The sequence below is a fragment of the Mycobacterium sp. RTGN6 genome, assembly GCF_033804605.1.
In the GTDB taxonomy this organism is placed as follows: domain Bacteria; phylum Actinomycetota; class Actinomycetes; order Mycobacteriales; family Mycobacteriaceae; genus Mycobacterium.
Genome location: NZ_JAPZKZ010000014.1, coordinates 12,554 through 34,597, shown reverse-complemented (window position 1 = coordinate 34,597; position 22,044 = coordinate 12,554). Strand labels below are relative to the sequence as shown.

The following is a 22,044-nucleotide window of genomic DNA, read 5'->3' as shown; positions in this document are numbered from 1 at the left end:
TGACCGCTATGGCAGTTGATTGAATTGGGCATACCCGTCGTAGTCGGGCTTCATGCCCGCGGCGACCAATTCCCACAGCACTTCGTCGGTGCCCCCGCCGACGCGGGCCAACTTCATGTCGCGCCACCACTTTCCGAGCGGCGTCTCGTCGACCAGGTAGCCGGAGCCGCCGAAGATGTGCATGCACTCGTTCAGCACCTCTTCGCCGAGCCGGGCCGCGGTGACCTTCATGGCCGCGGCCGCGCGTAGGTCCAGCTTGCCGGTCGCGGCGATGCCGTCGAGTGCATAGCGCAGCATGTCGACCCGCGCCTGCAGGTCGGCGATGCGCAGCCGCAGCGCCTGGTGTTCGTACAACGTATGCCCGAATTGACTGCGGGTCATCATGCGTGCCAACGTGATTCCGATGACACGTTGGGCAGACGACGACACCAGGCCGGCCACCGACATCCGCTCCTGCGCCAACCCCCAGGAGATCGCGGCCAGGCCGATGCCCGCCCGGGCCACGAGCGCGTCGGCGGGTACCCAGGTATCGATGTGCACAGCGGCGGTATCGAGCGGGCCAGCACCGACCTTGCGGTACGGCGTCTGAACATCGCACTGCGCCAACGGAACCGCGATGACGACCACGCTACCGTGCTTGCTGTTCGGGTCGTGATCGACGTTGCGGGCCACCGCCATGACATGGTCGGCGATGGGGGAGAGTGAGACGAACTTCTTGATGCCCTTGACCTCGAAGCCGTCCCGTACGGAGCGGACCTCGGTGCCGACGATCTGCAGGTCGGATCCGCCGGACTGCTCGGAGGCGCCGATGCACAGCACGGCCTCACCGCGGATGGCCTGCTCGGCGATGTTCTTGAGGTAGTCCGACTTGCCGAAGCGGCGCAGGATCGCGATCGCCGAGTCGTGCAGTCCCACACCGACGCCGATGCCTGCCGAGCCCAATACGCCCAGCTTTCGGGCCAGCGCGATGACCTTCGCGACGTCGGACTGCTGCTGGTCGGCTGGCCACTTGGCTGCGAACACCCCAGACTCACCGAGGTATTCGATGAGCTGGCGCGGAAAGCGTTCGGTCTCTTCGGCTTCCGCCGTCCACCGCGTGACGCGCTCGTCGAAGACGCGTTCCAGTAGGGCGCCGTAGTCCTCGGTGGGCGGTGCCTCCGCAGTGGCCGTCATCGGTTCGCTCCGTCCAGGTTGCGCTTGACCTCCAACCGGCGCAGCTTGCCCGACGAGGTGCGGGGCAGCGAACCCGGTTTGAGGAAGACGACGTCGGCGGGCACCACGCCGCAGTGCGAGGCGACTCTGGACACCAACTCGCTGCGGGCGGCGGGTTCGTCGGTGCCCTTGAACTCTGCGGCGATCAGAAGTCCAGGGCGAGCCGAGGATTCGCCCGTGCCGATTGCGACCACCGCACCCTCGCGCACACCGTCGACCTGCGCGGCGATGCGCTCGATCTCGGTGGGGAACAGGTTCCGGCCGGCTACGGTGATCAGCTCCTTCGCGCGGCCGCAGACCACCAGTCCATCGGCGGTGAAGTACCCGAGATCGCCTGTGGGCAACCAGTTCGTGGGGTCGATGGGGGCTTCGCCGAGGTATCCCGACATGAGCGACGTTCCGCGGATCTCGACCTCTCCGACCTCTCGGCCGGTGACCTCGGTTTCGCGAGCCTGGTCGGTGTTGATCCGGACCTCCATGCCCGCGATTGCGTCCCCGAGCACGGCGAAGCGCCGGGACGACTCGCCCGCGTCGGTGGTGACGGTGACCTCGTCGACCGCTAGGCCCGAGAACGGGACGGGAATCGTTACGGCGCAGGTGGATTCGGCAAGCCCGTACGACGGCGCGAGAGCAGCGGGGTCGAATCCGAAGCGGGCCATCTCGGCGGCGAAGCGTTGAGTGCCTTCGCAGTCGACCGGTTCGCCGCCGTTGAGCGCGAACCCGACGTTGCTCAGGTCGACGTCGGAGACGACCCTGGCGTACTTGCCGATGATGTTGTAGGCCATGTTCGGCGCCGCCGTCATCGTGGCCTTGCTCTCGGTCAGCCACTTGAGCCAGCCGAACGGATTGCCCGCGAACGCCGTCGTCGGCGCTTGCCACAGTTCCGCGCCGGCCAACATGGAGGTGAGCGCGAATGCCAGCCCCATGTCGTGGTAGATCGGCAGCCAGCTGTGGGCGCGGCTGCGGTGATCGACGTTGACTCGGGCGATCAGTCCGCGCAGGTTGGCGAGGGAGGCGGCGGGCGAGATCTGCGCCGTGCGTGGCGTTCCCGTCGAACCCGCAGTGCCCTGCAGGATCGCGACGTTGCCACCGTCGGGACCATGGAAGGTGGTCGAGCGGCGCGGGTGTGCGACCTCGGTGACGTCGTAGACGGTGATGGCACTGTCGCGACGGCGGAGCTGCTCCAACTGCGCGCCGTTGCTGAACACGGTGCGCACCCCGATCGAGCGGAGCCGGGCCAGGGTGGCCTGGGCCCACTGCTCGGGGTCGGCGCCGCGCACGGGCCCAGGCAGGATGGACAGCGCCGCGCCTGCGAAGAACGTGCCGGGGATCGCGGCGAGGAACTCGACGGTCGGTTCACCGATCAGTCCGACTGCGGCGGCTCCGTCGCCGGCGATCCGCTCGCCGACGTTCTCGGCGCGGGCGTGTACCTCCTGCCACGGGTGATGAGCCCACTCGCCGTCGGGGTCGAGCACGGAGAGCTTGGTCGTCGCCCCAGTCATCGCCGCCGAGACCGCCGCGGCGAGTTCGTTCACGAGTTGTTCTGCGTCGCAGGGATCTTCGCGAGAATGGCGTCCTCGAGGTCGCCGACCGTTTCGGAGTTCAGCAGATCCTCTTCGGAGAGCGCGACGCCAAGCTTGTCCTCGATCGCCACCATGCCGACGGCGAAGGCTACCGAGTCGAGCCCGACGTCGTCGATCAGGCGGGACTCGCGGGAGATGCGAGTGATGTCGACGTTCATGTCATCGCGGAGGATCTCGGTCAGGGCAGCGCTGACCGCCTCGGGTGTAGTGGTTCCCATGGCGTGCGACCGTACACGCCAATCTTAGGCAAGGCTAGGCTTACATCCTGGACGAGCCTGTGCTGCCATGCCGGTCGCGGCTGGTTGAATCGCATGGCAGGAAAGGGTCCCGGCAGGCTGCGGGCAAGCGACGACCAGTGGGCGGAGTAAGGCCATGGACACAGCAGGCGCGAACGACCCGCGCGCCGAATTGCCGATCGATCCCGACACCGCCGTTACACCGGGCACGCCGCTCCATCTGCGACCGTCCGCCCTCGGTTGGGTCTTCGCCGGGGGAGTCGTCGGCACGGCGCTGCGGTATGTGATCGAGGGCCTACTGCCACACGACCCGGCAGGCTGGCCGTGGGCGACCTTCGGAATCAATCTGGCAGGCGCCTTCATCCTGGGTGCCCTGTTGGAGGGCCTGGCCCGGCTCGGCGACGACTCCGGTTGGCGCCAGCGCGCTCGCCTGTGCGCGGGAACTGGCGGCTGTGGCGCCTTCACCACCTACAGCACGTTCGCGCTGGAGATGGTCTCGCTGGAACGACACGGACACGTCGGGATGGCAATTGGTTACGGGGTCGTGAGCGTCGTCGGGGGAGTGCTCACCGCGTGGCTCGGAATCGTCGCCGCGGCAAGCGTTCACGGCAGGCGTGCACGCTCGTGATCCCCGCGCTCACCCTGATTGCCGGAGCTGCCGGAGCGCTGGCCCGGTTCGTGCTCGACGCATCGATCAAGAAGCGACGCCAGACCGTGTTCCCGTGGGCGACCGTGATCATCAACGTGACGGGGTCGCTGCTGCTGGGGATCCTGGCCGGCTTGGTGTTGTTCCACGGCCAACCCGCGGCCTGGCAGACCGTCATCGGGACCGGATTCTGTGGCGGATATACGACTTTCAGCACCGCGAGCTTCGAAACCGTCCGGCTCGTTCAGCAGAACCGGCGCACTCTGGCGTTGCTCAACGCGGTCGGTTCCCTGGTTGTCTCGGTGGCCGCGTGTGCTGCTGGACTCGCCGTGGTGTGGGCACTCTAGGCTTCGACCTCCTGAATTCTTGGCGACGCGGCGGTGCGACACGCCCAACGAGAGCAGAATCGACTGCATGGCCGCCAATCCCCGCGCCGGGCAACCGGCAGAACCCGAAGACCTCATCGACGTGGCGCAGGTGGTGACGGCGTATTACACCGTCGTGCCCGACCCCGAGGACATCGCGCAGCAGGTGGCGTTCGGCACCTCCGGGCACCGCGGCTCCAGCCTCGACGCGGCGTTCAACGAGGCGCACATCCTGGCCACCACGCAGGCGATCGTCGAGTACCGCGCTGCCCAGGGCACGACGGGCCCGCTCTTCATCGGGCGCGACACGCACGCGCTGTCGGAGCCGGCCTGGGCCTCGGCGTTGGAGGTGCTGGCCGCCAACGACGTGGTGGCCATGATCGACGGTGCCGACCGCTTCACGCCGACCCCGGCGGTCAGCCACGCGATCCTGACGTTCAACCGCGGTCGCGACACCGACCTGGCCGACGGCATCGTCGTCAGCCCGTCACACAACCCGCCGCGCGATGGCGGATTCAAGTACAACCCACCCAACGGCGGGCCTGCGGATACCGATGCGACGGGCGTAATCGCCAACCGCGCCAACGAGATTCTGCGCGGCGGCTTGTCGGACGTGAAGCGGATCCCGCTGGCGCGGGCGCTACAGATCGCGCAGCGGCACGACTACATGAACGCCTACGTCGAGGACCTGCCGAACGTCGTCGACATCCACGCGATCCGCGCCGAGGGGGTGCGGATCGGGGCCGACCCACTGGGCGGGGCCAGCGTCGACTACTGGGCGGCCATCGCCGAGACGCACAAGCTGGACCTGACGGTGGTCAACCCGCTGGTCGACGCGACCTGGCGCTTCATGACGCTCGACACCGACGGCAAGATCCGGATGGATTGCAGTTCGCCCAACGCGATGGCCTCACTGATTCACAAGATCGGGGAGTACCAGATCGCCACCGGCAACGACGCCGACTCCGACCGGCACGGCATCGTCACCCCCGACGGCGGGCTGATGAATCCCAACCACTACCTCGCGGTGGCCATCGACTACCTGTATGCGAACCGGCCCGGCTGGCCGGGGTCGACGGCGGTCGGCAAGACGGCCGTGAGTTCGTCGATCATCGACCGCGTGGTGGCCGGACTGGGCCGCAAGTTGATCGAGGTGCCCGTCGGATTCAAGTGGTTCGTCGACGGGTTGATCAGCGGGACAATCGGTTTCGGTGGCGAGGAAAGCGCAGGCGCGTCGTTCCTGCGCACCGACGGCTCGGTGTGGACCACCGACAAGGACGGCATCATCCTCGCGCTGCTGGCCTCGGAGATCCTTGCCAAGACGGGGTCGACGCCGTCGCAGCGGTACGGCGAGCTCGCCGAGAAGTACGGTGCGCCAACGTATGCGCGCATCGACGCACCGGCCAACCGGGAACAGAAGGCCCGGCTGGCGAAGCTATCGGCGGAGCAGGTGAGCGCCACCGAGTTGGCCGGCGAGCCCATCACCGCCAAACTGACCACCGCGCCGGGCAACGGCGCCCCGCTCGGCGGGCTGAAGGTGACGACGGAGAACGCGTGGTTCGCGGCGCGGCCGTCGGGCACCGAGGACGTCTACAAGATCTACGCCGAGTCGTTCAAGGGCCCCGAACACCTGGCGCAGGTGCAGCAAGCCGCCAAGGAAGTGGTGAACTCCGTCATCCAATAAGGTCCGATGTGTGAGTTCCGATGCGGAGGCCGACTGTCCGGCTGCCACCAAGCCGAAACTCCCCGGTGAAGTCTGGGTGCTCGTCAGCGCCAACGCGGTCATCGCCGTGGGCTACGGCGTCGTCGCACCGGTGCTGCCGCAGTACGCACGCAACTTCGGCGTAAGCATCAGCGCCGCCACGTTCGTCATCACCGCGTTCGCGATCATGCGGTTGGTCGGCGCACCGCCCGCTGGCCTGCTGGTCCAGCGGCTCGGCGAGCGGCGGGTGTACATCGGCGGCCTGCTCATCGTCGCCCTGTCCACGGCAGCCTGCGCGTTCGCCGACACGTACTGGCAGCTGCTGTTGTTCCGATCGCTCGGCGGTCTCGGCTCGTCGATGTTTACCGTCTCGTCGTTCGGACTGATGATCCGGATCTCGCCGCCGGATGCCCGCGGACGCGTCGCGGGACTGTTCACCTCGGCCTTCCTGGTCGGATCGGTCAGCGGCCCCGTAATCGGCAGTCTCACGGTGGGCCTGGGCCTCGCGATGCCATTCGTCATCTACGGTGTAGCGCTACTGCTGGCGGCCGCGGTGATCTTCATCAGCCTGCGGCACTCCGCACTGGCGACTTCCGACGCGCAGACCGAGCCGGCCATCAGCGTGCGGGTAGCGCTGCGCAACCGCGCCTACCGGGCGGCGTTGCTGTCGAACTTCGCGACGGGTTGGTCGGCGTTCGGGCTGCGAATCGCGCTGGTGCCGTTGTTCATCGTCGAAGTGCTCGGCAAGGGCCCAGGCTGGGCGGGGCTGGCGCTGGCGACGTTCGCGATAGGCAACGTCTCGGTGGTGATCCCGAGTGGCTATCTGTCCGACCGGGTCGGCAGGCGCGTGCTGCTGCTGGTCGGGCTGCCGGTGGCCGCCGGGGCCACACTTTTGGTGGGCTTCACGACGTCGCTGCCGGTCTTCCTGGCGGCGGCCTTCATCACCGGCGCTGCGACGGGCATCTTCATCGCGCCACAACAGGCGGCGGTGGCGGACATCGTCGGAAGCAAGGCCCGCGGTGGTACTGCCGTGGCGACGTTCCAGATGACGTCCGACTTCGGCGCCATCCTGGGTTCGCTCGCGGTGGGACAGATCGCGGAGCACTACTCGTACGGGGCGGCGTTCGCCACCAGCGGCGGCATTCTGCTGCTGGCAGCGGCCGCGTGGGTGTTCGCGCCGGAGACCCGGCCACGGACTGGTGCCGAGCACACGACGGCGCGTCCTTTGGGCCCCGAAGCGAGCGGCGAATTGCCGTGACCAGCGACTTTGAACGGACTACGCTGGTGGTGTACCGTCGACCAGCACGACTTCAGGGGCTATGGCGCAGCTGGTAGCGCACCACACTGGCAGTGTGGGGGTCAGGGGTTCGAGTCCCCTTAGCTCCACCGGATAATTGCAGGGCAGAGACGATAGGTCATCTGGGATCATCACGGCAGGATGGAAAATCGTCCGCCGTCGATCGGCCGCAGCACATCGAAATGACGACGGTCAAGTGTCACCACTGTCCGCGTCCGGTACCGATTGGCCAACACGACAATGGATGCGTCTGCCACGCCGACGTCCTGATCGCGGTACTTCTCGATGAGAGAGGTTGCGAGCTCTAGATCGGCCACCTCAACGTTAGCCAAGTCCCATGCACCGCTTGACAGTTCCTGCAGGACCGCTAGCTCGGCGTCGACGCCGATACGCGTGGCGATGAGATAGTCGAGTTCAGCTACGACGAATGGCGAAACCACGAGCGGCCCGTCGTCGTTGTTGTCGATGACGGCGGACACTGCCTCATGGTCTGGTTCGCGAGCATTGAAGTAGGCGAGCAGCGCACTGGTGTCGACGATCACCTCTCGCCGAACCCGTCCAGTAACTCGTCAGCATGCCGAGCAATCGGCTCAGAACTGGAAAACAGACCGCCTCTAGGCCGGGGCTTCACGGCACCCACGCCTGCCCGGATGGATTCCCGAATGACGTCAGCCTCAGACACTCCGCGCTGGTGGGCCGCATGTTTAACCGCTGCCTTGAGATCGCTCGGCAGGTACACCGTCGTCTTTTCCATGAATGTATGGTACCACCGCGGGTACCATACATAGTTCGTGCGTGCGGGTCTCAAGGTCGGCCGAGGATCCCGCTTCAGCGCCGGGAGGTGATGTGGGCGACGGCGCCATCGCTGGTGATGAGCCAAGCGCGGCGAGGTCGTCGACGAATCGATCGCCGGACATGCCGATGTGTCCGTCCTGCCAATCAAGCAGGGTTCGCGTCGTGCCATACACGAGCAAGGATGCCAGCAGGCGCCTACGGGCCGAGAGCGCGCAGCCCGGCAAGGACGCGGATGGAAGCCGATATCACCGTTCTCGATAACCCGGTACCGACGCTAGGCCGACGACGCCGAAGGCGGGCGGACTCTGACACACCTGCGAAATGAAGTCACGTCAAACCCAGATCGATGCCATTCCGCAGATCATCCATCGAAAAGGCCACTTTGGCGTCGCCGATATCCACGGTGTATTGGCCTTCACCGGGCTCTATCACGGGTGCCGAAAACTTGTATTGGCAAGAGGCCCGCCATGATTCGGAAGATCCATGGTGTGTTGTTTCCGGTATGAGCTCACCGGTGGACAAGTCGCCGCCTCCGACGGCGCGTCCGTCGAGGCTGATGACTACCGGAACTCCTTGCCTGACATCGATGCCCGCCTGAACGGAGTTGGCAATGCAACGCTTGGTTCGAAGGCTATTCACATCGTCGCCGGAGATTGCCACCGAGACTTGGCCGTAAGCCAGGAAGCCGTCCCGCCATCCATCTGATCCGCTGTGTTTTGACGCGACGAGCGTGGCGGCTGTGGCAGCAACCGCTAGCAGCAGGGAACCAACCAGTACTGAAATCCAAGCGCCGGGTCGGCTGAGTCGAACCATCGGGATTCCTCCGAGGAGACGACGAAAGCCTACCGCGGCCGCGCCCAGCGAGAAGCGGCTTGATATCTCGTCGCTGTTCCGCGCGGAGCCGTGATTGCCTGAGGCCCACTGCCTTGCGCTAGGCCGTGAACACTCACTCGCTCTTGATGTGGTGCGCGATTGCGGTCTCGACCGACGCGGACCGGGACCGCGCCCTCTTGTCCGCTGCTTTCTGTTCCGCGGACGTGACGACGACCGCGTCCGCGCCGGGAAACACAGTTGCCACATGGCCGGTGGTGAGCCATCGCACCATGTATGGCGGCGAACCGTCCGCCGAACGCACCTCGGTGATCACGCCGCGCTGATCCGGTCGCTCCACTGTCGTGCCCTTAATCACCAACCAGTCGCCTACCTTGGCCTTCATCGCCCATTCCTTCCCTTCGCTTCCGTTTCCCATCGTGCGCGCGCCTATCACTCCTGGGAAGGGCATGCCGCTGTTCGATTCCTGCGCCAACGGTCCTAAACCGGGGTTGCCGGAGGGCGAGGCTCTCGATGTCGCGTTGCGGTCTGTTTGAGGGATTGGATTAGCGAAGCCGTAGACGCACCGTCCCGAAACCTATACAGTGACTATTGGACTGTGAAGGATTTGGTACGCAGAGTTGAGGTGGTGACGTGGGCGATCCCGACCGCGACTTTCTGGATCAGTTGCCGGATACATTCCGCTCTTCGGAAGCGCTCAAGCACGTCAACAAGCGGCAGTTCAACAACCTGCTGCGCAGTGGGCGAATCGCGCCGATCGCGCGTGGGCTCTACCGGAAGAGCGACTGGCACGGCGATGAGGACCTGGTCGAGATTGCCTCGGCCTCGGCTCTCGCCACCATCGCGCTGCGGTCGGCGCTCGTACGTCATGATCTGACCGACGACATCCCCGAGATGCTGGACATCGCCGTTCCTCGCGGGGCTTGGGCTCCGCGTGTCAGCGTCAACGTGCGGTGGCACCGATTCGATCCCGGCACGTTCGACATCGGCCGCGAACCGCTAGACGTCGGCGGTAGCGAGACGATCGGGCTCTACTCCGCGCCGCGCAGCATCATCGACACCTACCGAATGCAGCACCACGAGGGCATCGACGTGGCCAACGACGCATTGAAGCGCTGGTTGCGACGCGGGGGACAACCGTCCGACATATTGCGCATGGCACGGTCGTTTCCCCACGCGCAGCGCGCGCTCCAGCAGGCGTTGACCATCCTGCTATGAGTCCAGTTTCGCGAAGTAGTGCTGGCGGACGCGCTTTCCTCGAACTGCAGAAACGCGCGAAGGCCTCCGGAAGGAACACACAGGAGCTGCTAGATCTCTACACCTTGGAGGGATTCCTGGCCCGCCTTGCGATCAGTGACGTGCGGGACCGTTTCGTGCTCAAGGGCGGCGTATTGCTGGCGGCGTTCGGTAATCGCCGGCCGACTCGGGACGTCGATCTTGCGGGCCAGAGCATCAGTAGTGAGCCTGCATCGGTGCTCGCCATGATCACGACGGTGGTCGACGTCGAGCCACCCGACGATGACGGGATCACGTTTAGGTCCGAGTCGGCGACGTCGGAGGTCATCCGAGACGAGGACGAATACTCGGGGGTCCGCATCAGTATCGACGCTCAGATCGCCACCGCCCGTATCAGATTCCATATCGACGTCAACCTCGGCGATCCAATCGTTCCGAGGCCCACAATGGTCTCCGTACCCCGCCTCATCGGCGGCGAGCCGATCAGACTGTGGGGCTATCCACTGCACATGGTCCTCGCCGAGAAGATCGTCACCGCAGTGCAGCGCGGTGTCGCGAACACTCGCTGGCGCGACTTCGGCGACATCTGGACCCTCACCCAAGATCACGAGGTGGCCGGGTCGGATCTCCAACACGCGATACGCGAGGTCGCGCGGCATCGACGCGCAGAACTCGTCCCACTCGCGGACGTGCTCGACGGCTACGCTGCCCTCGCCCAGTCCAGATGGGTGGCGTGGCGACGACGAAACAACCGTGCGGATCTCCCGCTGCAGTTTGGCGACGTCATCACCCAAGTGATCACATTCGCCGAACCTCCGCTCACCGGTGATCTGGACGGCGGCACCTGGAGTCCACACGACCAGGAGTGGCGATAGAGAGCCGCGGGATTTCACCGAAACGCACACACGCATAGTCGACGTAAATTGCGGATTCCGGTCGTGGCGGGTGTGGGGGGTCAGGGGTTCGAGTCCCCTTAGCTCTACTTTTCGGACACTTAAGTGTCGACCGAGACCGCGAACGGCTATTACAAGTCCGAGATGTCGACCGATCTGCCCGCAACGGGCCGTGGAAGACCGTCGAAGACGTCGAGCCGGCCACCCTGGCTGGGTCTGTTGCGACACCAGCCGCCTGTTCGGCTACCTGGCAAACCTACCTGGGAGTTCGAAGCCATCTTCTACGCTACGAATCGGATCGACTAACCCTCGGTCGAAACCCAATAGCCAGAATCTCCATCAGAATCACGGCGATTCAGATAGCAACCGGGGATACTCCGGTAACCGAGCGCGCACGAAACCTGGGTGGGGCACTAGGGCTCGGGCGTGACAATGAGGGGGGATCACATGGCTGGCTTGGATGTACGTGCGTCCGCGGGCGTAAGAGCCGTCAGTGAGGTCCGCCGACTCGATATCCAGGGACTGCGCGGGTTCGCAATTCTGATCGGTGTGCTGTTTCACGCTGGACTGCCGCCGCCCGGCGGTTTCATTGGCATAGACATATTCTTCGTCGTTTCCGGTTTCGTGATCGCAAACATGATTCATCGCGAACGGTCGTCAACCGGACATTTCAGCGTTGGCCAGTTTTACCTCAAGCGATTCAAGCGACTGACCCCGGCCCTAGCGGTAACGGTCGGCGTCACGATGATCTTGGCCTTCGTCCTACTGTCTCCATTTGGACTGCAACAAAAAGCAGCGGAAACCGGTATCGGTGCGATGCTGCTTGGGGCCAATTTCGTGATCGTCACGAATAGCGGCGATTACTTTGGGCTGCCCGCTGAATCGAACGTTCTGCTACATACCTGGTCGTTGTCGGTCGAGGAGCAGTTCTACATCGTATTCCCTGCGATTCTGGTGCTCGGCTGGGCGCTTGAGCGGCGTGCGCGACGGATCCCGTGGACGACGATCCTCGTGGGCACCGCCGTGCTGACGTCGTTTTGGCTGACCATCGCAGGCGCTCCCGGACTCGGCCCACTCGCTCCATATGCAAATTACCTGCTTGGCTACTACGGCCCCGTGAGCCGCGCGTGGGAGTTCGCGGCAGGCGCGCTCTTGGCGCTTGCCACCAGGAATCGTGCGCTGGGCTCGGCAAGGCAGGCGCGATTCCTCGCAGCTCTTGGCCTTGGGCTACTTCTTTGTTCGCCCTGGTTGATCACCGCCAGCACCCCCTACCCGAGTGCGTGGACGCTGCTTCCGGTGAGCGGAACCCTCCTGCTGATCGCGACCGGCACCGGTCACGACACATGGGTAAACCGAACTCTTGCAACCCCAGTCATGGTCAGTTTGGGTAACTGGTCCTACTCGATCTACCTATGGCACTGGCCGCTGATCGTGTTCGCCAATCACCTGTGGCCGGATGTGTCCTTCGCCGCACCCCTCGCCGCCGCGCTGTCGATCGTGCCCGCCGTAGCGTCGTACCGATGGATTGAGCAACCCTTTCGAAGGCTTCCCACGCGCGGTCGTCGACGAACCGCCGCTGTCGTTGCTGCCGTCGTTTTGCCCCCCATCATCCTGGCGGCGACCCTCAATGTGGCTGCCAATCACTACTGGTTACCTCGATACAATTCAGGGACAATTCCTATTGCCCATCAGGGCGACGTAGGCAATTGGGGCGGCTATTTCGCGTATTTGCGTGACACGTACTATCCTTGCGCGGACCCAGCTATTCGCACTAGCGCCCTACAATGGAATGGCCAGCCTCGTTGCAGGCAATCCAAGCCAGGGTCGCGCATCGATGTCGTCATATTCGGAGATAGTCACGCAGAGCATCTCTTCGTAGGGTTGGCCGAGGCCATGCCCAACAAGAACATCCTCTATTCCACCCCGGGCCCTGTCCCCGGGGGGCGCCTCGCTAGTGACGACATGAAGCGAACGGTTGACTACATCGCGTCACAGCCGTCGATAAAGACGGTGATCCTGAATATAGGATGGTCCAAGCGCGGCGTACAAGAAGATGACCTGCTCGATATTCTTGTAGCCCTCAGGGCGAACGGCAAGACCGTCTTTACCACCGACGATATCCCCAAATTCGAATTCGACGCAATGGACTGCAAATATCGCCTGGCCCCGATCTTGCCGTTGGTGCGGTGTACCGAGGAGCGAGCACTCTTCGAAAAGCAGTACGCGGCGTACTCCAACAAGCTTCGAGACACCGTCGGTAAGGTCCCGGGAGCGCACGTCCTCAACACGGCTCGGTACTTCTGCGACAACTACCTCTGCAGCATGAATGAGGGCGAGGTCCTGCTTTACCGTGACGGTAACCATTTGAATGGGTCTGGCAGCAGGTTTCTCGTCAACCAGATGCTCACCGACTACCCGCAATTCAGGGCCGCACTAGGTTGAATTTTTCGCGCAGGTCCGCGTGTTGGCCTTCCAGGGCCGGGATGTCCCCGGCCGGCACGATGACAACCGCGGCCCGCGAAGCGTCAAGAAAGTTCCAAGTGCGGAAGTCGATGCTCTCTCGGTAATGCGGCCAATCAGGGGCCGCGACCACAAACAGGAGAGATCATGAACGGCAACCGCAACAAGCTGGCCCTGCGCCGGCAGAGCATCCGCACGCTGACCGACAGCGAGCTCGGCATCGTCCATGGCGGCAACACCAGCGCGGCCCCCGCCCCGGGCACGGACAGGCAGACGATCGGGACATCGGGTACTTCGGTGATTCGCGTGTCGGGTACGTCGGTGGTCAACCCGTCGGGAGGCAGTGCCCTCAATCCGTCAGGCGGCCGTGGCCTCAACCCGTCGGGCGGCTAGCCGGCGGTCGCGTCGTGGTTACAGAGAATCCCGGCCCTTTGGCCGGGATTCTTCTGTTGGTTGCGCCGGTGATTGTGCTCGGGGTCGACGTCGAAGAACTCCTCGATCGACTTCTCACGGACTCATCGCAACGTTCGCTCAGGCGAGCCGACGTGACGTAGACGTCAATTATCTCTGATTTGCTACGAACAGCGCATAAGTGCGCTTAGGCTGCGATATCCAGCGCTGATGCTGCTCTTGACGGGATGTCGCCTTTATGATCGTTGTTCGCTCGCTGACTGCTGCTGGGCTCGCTCTAGGTGGTGCTGCGTTCTGGTTCGCGGTCACTGACGCGCCGTCGACCATGGCGTTGCCGCCGATGGATCCGCCGACGGTGTCGCGGGCGGTGCAGCTAGTGGATGTGTCGTTTCCGCTCGTCGACCCGTCGTGCACGGACCCGTTGTGCGTGATGGGTGGTGGTGGCGGGGCGGCGACGCCGCCTCGGCTGGCATCTGCGTTGCTCACCACTAATTTCGCGCCGCTGGCTGCGGGAACAGATCCATTGGCGGCGTTCATCGGTTTGTTCATCAGCAACGGCACCGTCGAGCATCCCGACGCCGGACTGTTCATCGGCACTGGATACAGCCCATCGATTGGCTGCGTCGGCGCAGCATGCAACGGAGGCCGAGGGGGCCTGGTGATCGGCAACGGCGGAAACGGCGCCAATGCCACGCTCGCCGGTACTGCGGGTGGGAACGGCGGAAACGCAGGGCTATTCGGTAGCGGCGGGGCTGGCGGTAACGGGGCTGCCGGCCTTGCAGGCGTTGACGGTACCGCGAGCCAGGCAGGTGGTGACGGCGGCGCGGCAGGGGCCGGAGGAAGCGGCGGCGCTGGTGGATTGCTGATCGGACAAGGCGGCCAGGGCGGTTCTGGCGGCGCCGGAGGTGTCGGCGGCAACGGCGCAAAAGGTCCAGATACGTTGGCGGCGAGCGTATCCGGCGCCAATGGCGAGACTGGCAAGGCTGGCGGCGCCGCAGGCAACGGTGGCATGGGCGGCAACGCCGGGGCCGGTGGTGGCGCCGGGTTATTCGGCAGTGCGGGCAGCGCTGGCGCGAATGGCGATGGCGGCGAGGGCGGCGACGGCGGTTCGGGTGGCCGCGGTGGCGACGGGGCCGACGGGGCCGACGGCGGCAGCGGCGCCAATGCCACCATCGCCGGAGCCAACGGGGACAACGGTATTGACGGCAAGGCCGGTGGTGACGGCGGCGCCGGGGGCAGCGGCGGGCAAGCCGGACGGGGCGGCACCGCTGGGACCGGCGGCAGCGGCGGACAAGCCGGAACCGACGGATCAACCGGTCTCCAGGGCTACGGCGGGGTGGGCGGCAACGGTGGTGACGGCGGAAGCGGCGGCAACGGGGCCGATGGTGCCGACAGCGGCAACGGAGCGAACGCCACCATCGCAGGGGCCAGCGGAGTCAACGGCGTCGACGGCCAGTCGGGCGGTATGGGCGGTGATGGCGGCAACGCCGGGCAAGCAGGCAAGGGCGGTGACGGTCGACAGGCCGGAGCCGACGGCGTGGCAGGCACCAACGGCAGTGGCGGTGACGGCGCCGACGGAGGTGACGGTGGTGACGGCGGTAATGGAGCCGACGGCGCCGACCGCGGCAATGGAGCGAATGGCGCCACCGCCGGAGCGAACGGGGCCAACGGAGTCGATGGTCAGGCTGGCGGGAGTGGCGGTAACGGTGGAGCCGCTGGACTGGCAGGCACGGGCGGAGCTGTAGGGACCGGCGGTACCGGCGGACAAGCGGGCGCCGATGGAGCTGCTGGTGTTCAGGGCGACGGCGGCGACGGCGCCGACGGAGGTGACGGCGGCAACGGCGGCAACGGCGCCAACGGAGCCGACCGCGGGTCACTTGCTGACGGCCAGCGCGGTGGTGACGGCGGCGACGCAGGCAACGGCGGCGAAGGTGGCACCGCCGGCACCGGTGCCACTGCAGGAAGTGCCGGCGACCGCGGTGCCGACGGGAACGGTGGTAACGGAGCCAACGGCGGAGTCGCCACCGACCTGCGTGGGGCAAATGGCTTGTCCGGCAACGGCGGCGACGGCGGCGACAGCGGAACCGGATCCGGCGGCACGGGCGGGAACGGCGGCGCAATCTCCGTCGTCAACGGCAGCGGCGCGCAAAACAAGGCGGGCAATGGTGGAGCTGGTGGCAACAGCGTGGCGGGTGCCGGCGGAGCCGGTGGTGCGGGCGGCAATTCCAACCGGAGCGGGGGTTCGAGCACCACGTATGCGGGCAACGGCGGGAAGGGCGGCGACAGCGAGACGGGCACCGGCGGCAACGGCGGCGACGGCGGTTCAACAACCGGCGAGACCACCCGCAACGTCGCCGGCGTCGGTGGTAGCGGCGGTACGGGCGGCGCCGGCGACGGACAACCCGGGGCCAACGGATAACGGCATCTGCCGCTCTTCTCAGGAAATGATCGGCGGACGCGAGCCAACAGGCGCGGCATCGCTCGAGCTCGTGTTGGAAACCGTCGTCGGATGGCTGCTGACGTGCCGATGTCGTCGATAAGGCATGATGAGAGCCGTGAGCAACGCAAACGGCGATTCGTCGCGTGATGGCGATTTCAGCAAAGCTGGCGCGTCGGAATCCGCAGAGCACCATCCGCCAGGTTGGGCGCCCGGCGAGCTGCCGATCTCATCGCGTCCGCCGCGCGACGACAAGAGGCGGTGGATCATCGGCCTCGTCGCGTTGGCCGTGGTCGTCGCCGTCGGAGCGGTGCTGCTGTTCACGAGGCAGGACGACTTCTCCGCGGCCCCCGCGGCCGACAACTCCCCGAAGACGGCACCCGCGGTCGCGGCCCTGACGTCCAGCGCACCGCCGACGATCTTCGCCAGTGCTGAGGACACCGGGCCGCTCACGATCATCACGTCCGACGAGACGTGCGGGCCATGGGACAACGTCCAGACCGCGGTCGCCATCGCACGGAAGTCCGGATTCGAGGCGGTCGGCGACGCACTGCGCAGCGGTGCCGACGACGCCGTCACGCTCGCCGCGCAGACGCCGCACCGCGCGATGCGCGAACTCTACGGCGCATTCACCGCGTACGGCCGCGCCTACGCCGACGCGCTGCCCACCTATCAGCCCAAGGACGACTTCCTCGCTCAGACCGCCCTGGCGGCGCTCGACGCGATCACCAACATCTGCGCGGCCAACCACTCCGACTCGGCCGCCACCCAGGCGCCCAAGCTCCCGCCAGCGGCACCGCCGACGAACCCGTCGACCCTCGGCGACCCGGCCAACCCGCAGCGCTTCCTGACTTCTCCGGGCCCGACGTGCGCGAGTTGGATTCCCGCCGAGGCCGCACTGCAGTCACGGACCAAGGAATGGTCGGCACTGGACCCGAATATCGGTGTCGCCCAGTGGAATCCAGAACAACGCGCGGTGCACGACGACACCGCGCAGGTGGTCACCGCGCGCGCCGACGACATGGCGGCGGCGGGTCGCGGAAGCGGCAACGCGGTGGTCGAGGACTTCGCCACCCTTGGCGCGTTGTACTTCCGCGCGTACGCGATGGCCGAGCCCCTGTACTGGGCGGGTGACCACGAGCTGGCCGAAGTCGGATTCAACGTCAACAACCTAGTCGCGGCGGCCTGCCAAGCCGCCGCGGGCTGACGTCGTTAGCCGATCAGCCACCTGCAGACCACCGGGTTCTGCATGCAGGCGGCGTTGATGTCGGGAAGCGCCCCCGAACACGGCAGTCCGTTTTCCTGGACGCAACCCGGCGGCATGGGCGGGCAGGGCGTCCCGTCGGGTCGCACGCATTGCTGATCGATGGGGCCGGCGTAGGCGGGCATCGCGGACGTGAACGCCGCGCCCAGCGCAATGACGGCAGCACCGCACAGTAGCTGGCTGAATCTCATGGTTCCCCCTGTCGCGTGATGCTCCTCCAGCAACACTCGTCGGTTGCCTGTGAGATTAGCTGGCGAAGGGTCGTTGCGGCCTAGGATCGGCGACTTCCGCCGTTGGGCGAGCTCGGCAGCGATCGCGGTAACCCGAACGCCGGTAGCACGCCGTTGTCGAATCGGGTCATGGCGCTGATCCGGCCGCCGTCGAGGGTGAGCACGTAGAGGCCCGTGCCGTGGCACACACCCGCCGCGCCGCGCAGGTACGCTCCAAACGCCGGTTGGCCGTTGGCCCGTGTTGGAACGAGATCGAACCTTCGGCCTGCGCGAAAGATGCTGGCGCAGAAGCGGGCTACCACGTCTCGGCCCTGGTACTCGAACGGCATCGGCGGCATCGACATGAAGACGTCGTCGGTCAGCAGGGCCACCAGCGCGTCGAGATCGGCTGATTCCCAAGCGCTTACGAACTTGGCGACGGCCGCGTCCTCGGAGGGCGAGGCGGGCAACGGTGCATGGTCGTCGGCGACGGAGTGTCGGCTTTGCAGGCTCGCGCGCGCTCGCTTGAGCGCGCTCTTGACCGACTCGACGGTCGAGTCCAGCATGTCCGCCGCCTCGTTGGTGTCGAAGCCGAGGACGTCACGCAGCACAAGCACGGCGACCTGGCGAGGTGGCAACAGTTGCAGGGCAGTCACGAAGGCCAGCGAGATGGCCTCGGTTCGCTCGTACTTGGCCTCCGGACCGAGCAGGGCGTCGGGAAAGGGTTCCAACCAGACGACTTCGCCGAGTCGGGTGGGCTCTGGCGGCTCGACGTTGGGCACGTCCCACTCCTTGGCCGGGCGCCGGCTGGCCGACCGGCGTGCGTTCAGACACCGGTTGGTCGCGATCCGGTAGAGCCAGGTGCGCAACGAGGCCCGTCCCTCGAATCCACCGAAGCCCTGCCATGCGGCCAGCAGCGTCTCCTGCAGTGCGTCCTCAGCGTCCTGGAACGATGCGAGCATCCGGTAGCAGTGCACCTGCAACTCCCGCCGGTAGGGCTCGGTCAGTTCCCGGAACGCCTCGCCGTCTCCGGCCCGCGCCCGTGACATCAAGTCTGCGGCCACCGTCCCATCACCTCCTTCGCGTCTTCGCGGCTGCACCTGTATGGACACCGGCCGACGCCTGAGCGGGGCGGTCGGCGGGCGCCACCTTCGACGACGTCGCGGTGTCTCCATCAGTGGTAGCCGATAACGCCAATCGAGGAGATCCAAAATGGGAAAGCTCGTGATCAGTGAAAACGTGTCGCTCGACGGCGTCGTTCAGGACCCGACCGGCCAGGAGGGCTTCGAGCGGGGTGGCTGGTTCCTCGAGGCGGGGGAGCAGGACCGCGAGGCATGGGGCAGGCTCGAACTCGGGGAGGCGCGGGCCGCGACGGCGTTGCTGCTCGGCCGACGGAGCGACGAGTGGTTCGCGGCGCGGTGGCCGTCCCGAACCGGCGAGTGGGCGGACAGGTTGAACGGGCTGCCCAAGTACGTCGTGTCCTCCACCATCGACGAGCCCAGGTGGGGGAACTCGACAGTCGTCGGAGGCGATGTGCTGCAAGCGGTCTCGAGGTTGAAGTGGGAGTTGGACGGTGACATCGTGGTCTACGCGAGCGCCGAGCTCGTTCACACCCTGATGGAACACGACCTCGTCGACGAACTGCGGCTGACCGTGTATCCGGTGGTGCTCGGCGCCGGCGTGCGACTCTTCGGCGAGACCACCCAGCGGAAGCCCATGCGCCTCGTCGAGACCCGCACGGTCGGTGACGGCCTCGTCTACCTCGTCTACCGGCCCGTCCAGGCCCAAAATTGGTGACGGGACCGCCCTCGGTTCGGCAGTACCGTTAACCGAGTGTGTTTGCGGAGTCGACGAGGGGGTGTTGGTCGTGCCGGAAGCGGTTCGCGTCGTCGCCGAGGATTTGCAGATGTCGGCGGCGACGGTCGACGCTCGCGCCGATGACCTCTGGACGCGACACGCTACGGCGGATGGCCGGATCGAGTCGGCGCAGCGCGGTGTCCCTGCTGGGTCGGTGGTTGCGCTGATGTCGGCGGTCGCCAAGTGGCAGAGCGACTCGTCGGCCTTGTTCGGTCGGCTCGTCGATCACGGCCATGGGTTGCGCGCGGGTGCCGCCGCATACGAGCGGACCGACCACGACGGTGCGACGGCGATCGCCGCTGCCGAGCGCTCGGAGCTCGATCTTGGGCTCTGACGATCCGCGGCCGTGAGCGTCTCCGTCGCCGACATCGACCGGTGGGATGCGGGCGACGTGCGAGAGGTGTTTCACGCCACCCGCAACCGGGCGGAGGCGGCGTTCGAAGCGGCCGACGGCATCGCCGAGCTACCGGCGTTCGGCACGTGGGGCGGTGACGCGTCGGATGCCGCCAAGGACGCCATCGGCCGAACACGTCACGACCTCGACGCGCACGGCAACGAGGCGCTGGCCGTCGCCCAGGCGGCGGGCAAGGCTGCCGACGACATCGAGCTGGTGAGGTCGAAGCTCGCCCAACTACGTTCCGACGCCGTACATCTAGGCATGGTCATTGATCCAGCGAGCAACGCCATCGTGCCGGGGCCTGACTCGGCCGGCGCCGATCCGATGGAGCTCGAACTCAAACGCATGCAGCTGCAACGCGAACTCGACGCGATCCTGGCCGAAGCGGCCCGAGTCGATCAGGAACTCGCCCGGGCGATCGGCATGGCGACCGGTGAGACGCCGGTACCCGATACTCCGCACGACAACCGCCCGGAGATTCAGGACGCGCTGTCCAGACCCCTTCCCGAGGACCCGCAACAGTTCAACGACCTGTGGGACCAGCTGACCCCCGAAGAACGGGAATGGCTCTATCAGCAGGATCACGGAATCGGCAACCATCCCGGAATGCCGTTCGCCGACAAGGACGCATTCAACCGGCGGCACCTAGTCGAGCTCACGACGTCGGCGCAGTCCAACCTCGACCGGCTGACCCGCGAGCACCCCGACTGGGCCGCCAGCGGTGACCGGTTCCCCTATTCGGTCACGCCGCAGCAGTACGGGCAGTACTCGGATTGGAAGCGGCAGTGGGACGCGGCGAGGACCAAACTCGACGGATTCCACACGGTCGCCCAGACGCTGGCCAAGGGCGACGGCTACCACCGCTACCTCGGACTCGTCGACGACCAGGGCCGCGCGGCCGTGTCGATCGGCAACCCGGACACGTCGAGCCACACCGCGACGCTCGTCCCGGGCACGGGCCAGGACCTGTCCACGATCGATGGCGCCGACGGTAAATCGGTGGACATGCTCCGCGCGGCGTTGGACGCGAACCCGTCGCTTAGCGCCAATGACGTCGCGGTGACGACGTGGATGGGGTATGACAGGCCGATGACCATCCCCGAAGCGGGGTCGGCGAGCTACGCCGAACACGGTGCAGGGGCGCTGGATTCGTTCCTGACCGGCGCGCAGGCGTCCCACCAGGGATCGATTCCGTCGACGGACACGGTGATCGGGCACAGCTACGGCTCGACACTCGTCGGCGCGGCGGGTGCGGGAGAGCACCACCTGGCCGCCGAGAACGTCATCGCCGTCGGTAGCCCTGGCATGCTCGTCGGCCACGCCTCGGACCTCAACCTCGACTCCGGTGGGCAGGTGTACGCGACCCGCGCCGAGCACGACATCATCTCGGTGGTCGCGGGCGCGGTGCTCGGGCCCAACCCGACGTGGGACGGGTTCGGCGCCGTCGAACTCGAGGCGGCACCCGGTCCTGCGACCGGCCCTGACATCCTCGACATCCCGTCGATCGGCGCGCACAGCAGCTATTGGGACGAAGGCAATCCCGCGCTGGCGAATATGGGCGCCATCATCGCGGGCATGCCACCGCCGAAGGTGGTGTCGTGAAACGACTTTGCGCACTCGCCCTGCTGGTCGTGATCGTCGGGGCCTGCAGCCACGACCAGACCCTTGGTCCCGACGTGCCGACTGGCGCCACCGACATTGGAGGTCCGTCCGTGACATCCGCACCGCCGCCACCACCCGGCTGGAGTCCCAAAGACGTTGTGCCACAGACTCAACAGCAGGCACAGGACACCGTGGTTGGTTACCTGAAGCGCACCCTGGCCGGCCTCGGAGATGGAGCGGTGCTCGACGCCTCCCGGTACGGCAGCGCCGGCCACAACAGCTGGTGCGAGGACAGTCCGGCCGATCCGAAGAACGCGCCGACGCGGTTCCATACCTCCGGCGACCTGAACTTCCCGTCAGGAACCGATCTCGACGCGATGGTGCGACGAACCGGCGACGTGTGGCGGCAGTGGGGTTGGTACGTCTACGAACGCGACGGGTTTCGCAAGCCCAATCAGTTCGGCTACGGCCCGGACGGCTACCGCATGCAGATCGTCGCCGCGGGAAAGCCCGGCTACGCGCCGACGTTGAGCGCATCGACCCCGTGCTTCCCCGCCGCCGTCGCACAGGACGGCGTTCCGTTCCCGATCAAGGTCACGGCCAACTAGGTC

The 22,044-nt window shown here is 66.3% G+C and carries 23 protein-coding genes and 1 tRNA gene; 15 read left to right on the top strand and 9 right to left on the bottom strand.

Going from position 1 to position 22,044, the window contains the following annotated elements; genetic code table 11:
- Positions 1-6 precede the first annotated feature (6 nt).
- Genes mbtN through SLQ33_RS28880 form a run of 3 tightly spaced genes read right to left on the bottom strand, consistent with a single transcriptional unit; the run spans position 7 to position 3,013 of the window.
- Complete coding sequence (gene mbtN, locus SLQ33_RS28890) at positions 7-1,173, bottom strand: mycobactin biosynthesis acyl-ACP dehydrogenase MbtN (protein ID WP_319457353.1); 1,167 nt, start codon at positions 1,171-1,173, stop codon at positions 7-9.
- Positions 1,170-2,747 (bottom strand): long-chain-fatty acid--ACP ligase MbtM, encoded by a 1,578-nt coding sequence (mbtM, locus tag SLQ33_RS28885; RefSeq protein WP_319457352.1) that lies wholly within the window; start codon positions 2,745-2,747, stop codon positions 1,170-1,172. The genes mbtN and mbtM overlap by 4 nt, the downstream gene beginning before the upstream one ends.
- Positions 2,744-3,013 carry an acyl carrier protein gene (locus SLQ33_RS28880; protein WP_319457351.1) on the bottom strand — a complete coding sequence of 90 codons (270 nt, stop codon included), beginning with the start codon at positions 3,011-3,013 and terminating at the stop codon, positions 2,744-2,746. The genes mbtM and SLQ33_RS28880 overlap by 4 nt, the downstream gene beginning before the upstream one ends.
- 154 nt (positions 3,014-3,167) lie before the next feature.
- On the opposite strand from SLQ33_RS28880, the gene SLQ33_RS28875 reads away from it, so the two are divergent.
- From SLQ33_RS28875 to SLQ33_RS28855, 5 genes are all read left to right on the top strand, one after another.
- Positions 3,168-3,659: a CrcB family protein gene (locus SLQ33_RS28875; RefSeq protein ID WP_319457350.1), complete on the top strand. Its 492-nt coding sequence runs from the start codon at positions 3,168-3,170 to the stop codon at positions 3,657-3,659.
- Positions 3,656-4,024 (top strand): fluoride efflux transporter CrcB, encoded by a 369-nt coding sequence (gene crcB, locus SLQ33_RS28870; RefSeq protein WP_319457349.1) that lies wholly within the window; start codon positions 3,656-3,658, stop codon positions 4,022-4,024. Before SLQ33_RS28875 ends, crcB begins: the two co-directional genes overlap by 4 nt.
- 67 nt (positions 4,025-4,091) lie before the next feature.
- Positions 4,092-5,726 carry a phosphoglucomutase (alpha-D-glucose-1,6-bisphosphate-dependent) gene (gene pgm / locus SLQ33_RS28865; RefSeq protein ID WP_319457348.1) on the top strand — a complete coding sequence of 545 codons (1,635 nt, stop codon included), beginning with the start codon at positions 4,092-4,094 and terminating at the stop codon, positions 5,724-5,726.
- 10 nt (positions 5,727-5,736) lie between these two features.
- Positions 5,737-7,002 carry an MFS transporter gene (locus SLQ33_RS28860; protein ID WP_319457347.1) on the top strand — a complete coding sequence of 422 codons (1,266 nt, stop codon included), beginning with the start codon at positions 5,737-5,739 and terminating at the stop codon, positions 7,000-7,002.
- Positions 7,003-7,057: 55 nt separating this feature from the next.
- A tRNA-Ala gene (locus tag SLQ33_RS28855) sits at positions 7,058-7,130 on the top strand.
- Between the two features lie 42 nt (positions 7,131-7,172).
- On the opposite strand, the gene SLQ33_RS28850 is transcribed toward SLQ33_RS28855, so the two are convergent.
- From SLQ33_RS28850 to SLQ33_RS28835, 4 genes are all read right to left on the bottom strand, one after another.
- Entirely contained in the window at positions 7,173-7,583 is a 411-nt protein-coding gene (locus tag SLQ33_RS28850) for a PIN domain-containing protein (RefSeq protein WP_319457346.1), read from the bottom strand.
- On the bottom strand, positions 7,580-7,795 hold the full coding sequence (locus SLQ33_RS28845; RefSeq protein ID WP_319457345.1) for a CopG family transcriptional regulator: 216 nt from the start codon (positions 7,793-7,795) through the stop codon (positions 7,580-7,582). The genes SLQ33_RS28850 and SLQ33_RS28845 overlap by 4 nt, the downstream gene beginning before the upstream one ends.
- A 368-nt stretch (positions 7,796-8,163) precedes the next feature.
- A complete protein-coding gene (locus SLQ33_RS28840; protein WP_319457344.1) occupies positions 8,164-8,649 on the bottom strand; it encodes a hypothetical protein in 486 nt (161 codons plus the stop codon).
- Between the two features lie 133 nt (positions 8,650-8,782).
- A complete protein-coding gene (locus SLQ33_RS28835; protein ID WP_319457343.1) occupies positions 8,783-9,052 on the bottom strand; it encodes a DUF1918 domain-containing protein in 270 nt (89 codons plus the stop codon).
- A 248-nt stretch (positions 9,053-9,300) separates the two neighbouring features.
- On the opposite strand from SLQ33_RS28835, the gene SLQ33_RS28830 reads away from it, so the two are divergent.
- From SLQ33_RS28830 to SLQ33_RS28805, 6 genes are all read left to right on the top strand, one after another.
- A complete protein-coding gene (locus tag SLQ33_RS28830) occupies positions 9,301-9,885 on the top strand; it encodes a hypothetical protein (RefSeq protein ID WP_319457342.1) in 585 nt (194 codons plus the stop codon).
- The gene (locus tag SLQ33_RS28825) at positions 9,882-10,778 is read left to right on the top strand and encodes a nucleotidyl transferase AbiEii/AbiGii toxin family protein (protein WP_319457341.1); all 897 of its coding nucleotides are present in this window, start codon (positions 9,882-9,884) and stop codon (positions 10,776-10,778) included. The genes SLQ33_RS28830 and SLQ33_RS28825 overlap by 4 nt, the downstream gene beginning before the upstream one ends.
- Before the next feature lie 465 nt (positions 10,779-11,243).
- Positions 11,244-13,238 carry an acyltransferase family protein gene (locus tag SLQ33_RS28820; protein WP_319457340.1) on the top strand — a complete coding sequence of 665 codons (1,995 nt, stop codon included), beginning with the start codon at positions 11,244-11,246 and terminating at the stop codon, positions 13,236-13,238.
- 165 nt (positions 13,239-13,403) lie between these two features.
- Positions 13,404-13,649: a hypothetical protein gene (locus SLQ33_RS28815; RefSeq protein WP_319457339.1), complete on the top strand. Its 246-nt coding sequence runs from the start codon at positions 13,404-13,406 to the stop codon at positions 13,647-13,649.
- 256 nt (positions 13,650-13,905) lie between these two features.
- Positions 13,906-16,086, top strand: coding sequence for a hypothetical protein (locus SLQ33_RS28810; protein WP_319457338.1), 2,181 nt, complete (start codon positions 13,906-13,908; stop codon positions 16,084-16,086).
- 136 nt (positions 16,087-16,222) lie between these two features.
- Positions 16,223-17,311, top strand: a complete 1,089-nt coding sequence (locus SLQ33_RS28805) for a hypothetical protein (RefSeq protein ID WP_319457337.1) — start codon at positions 16,223-16,225, stop codon at positions 17,309-17,311.
- A gap of 5 nt (positions 17,312-17,316) precedes the next feature.
- On the opposite strand, the gene SLQ33_RS28800 is transcribed toward SLQ33_RS28805, so the two are convergent.
- Together SLQ33_RS28800 and SLQ33_RS28795 are read right to left on the bottom strand one after the other, a co-directional pair.
- Entirely contained in the window at positions 17,317-17,559 is a 243-nt protein-coding gene (locus tag SLQ33_RS28800) for a hypothetical protein (RefSeq protein ID WP_319457336.1), read from the bottom strand.
- Between the two features lie 80 nt (positions 17,560-17,639).
- The gene (locus tag SLQ33_RS28795; RefSeq protein WP_319457531.1) at positions 17,640-18,626 is read right to left on the bottom strand and encodes a sigma-70 family RNA polymerase sigma factor; all 987 of its coding nucleotides are present in this window, start codon (positions 18,624-18,626) and stop codon (positions 17,640-17,642) included.
- 163 nt (positions 18,627-18,789) lie between these two features.
- Here SLQ33_RS28795 and SLQ33_RS28790 point away from each other — a divergent pair, with 163 nt between their 5' ends.
- From SLQ33_RS28790 to SLQ33_RS28775, 4 genes are all read left to right on the top strand, one after another.
- A complete protein-coding gene (locus SLQ33_RS28790; protein WP_319457335.1) occupies positions 18,790-19,374 on the top strand; it encodes a dihydrofolate reductase family protein in 585 nt (194 codons plus the stop codon).
- 70 nt (positions 19,375-19,444) lie between these two features.
- On the top strand, positions 19,445-19,768 hold the full coding sequence (locus tag SLQ33_RS28785; protein ID WP_319457334.1) for a hypothetical protein: 324 nt from the start codon (positions 19,445-19,447) through the stop codon (positions 19,766-19,768).
- 12 nt (positions 19,769-19,780) lie between these two features.
- Positions 19,781-21,433 (top strand): alpha/beta hydrolase, encoded by a 1,653-nt coding sequence (locus SLQ33_RS28780; protein WP_319457333.1) that lies wholly within the window; start codon positions 19,781-19,783, stop codon positions 21,431-21,433.
- Positions 21,430-22,041: a hypothetical protein gene (locus tag SLQ33_RS28775; protein ID WP_319457332.1), complete on the top strand. Its 612-nt coding sequence runs from the start codon at positions 21,430-21,432 to the stop codon at positions 22,039-22,041. The genes SLQ33_RS28780 and SLQ33_RS28775 overlap by 4 nt, the downstream gene beginning before the upstream one ends.
- Positions 22,042-22,044: the final 3 nt, after the last annotated feature.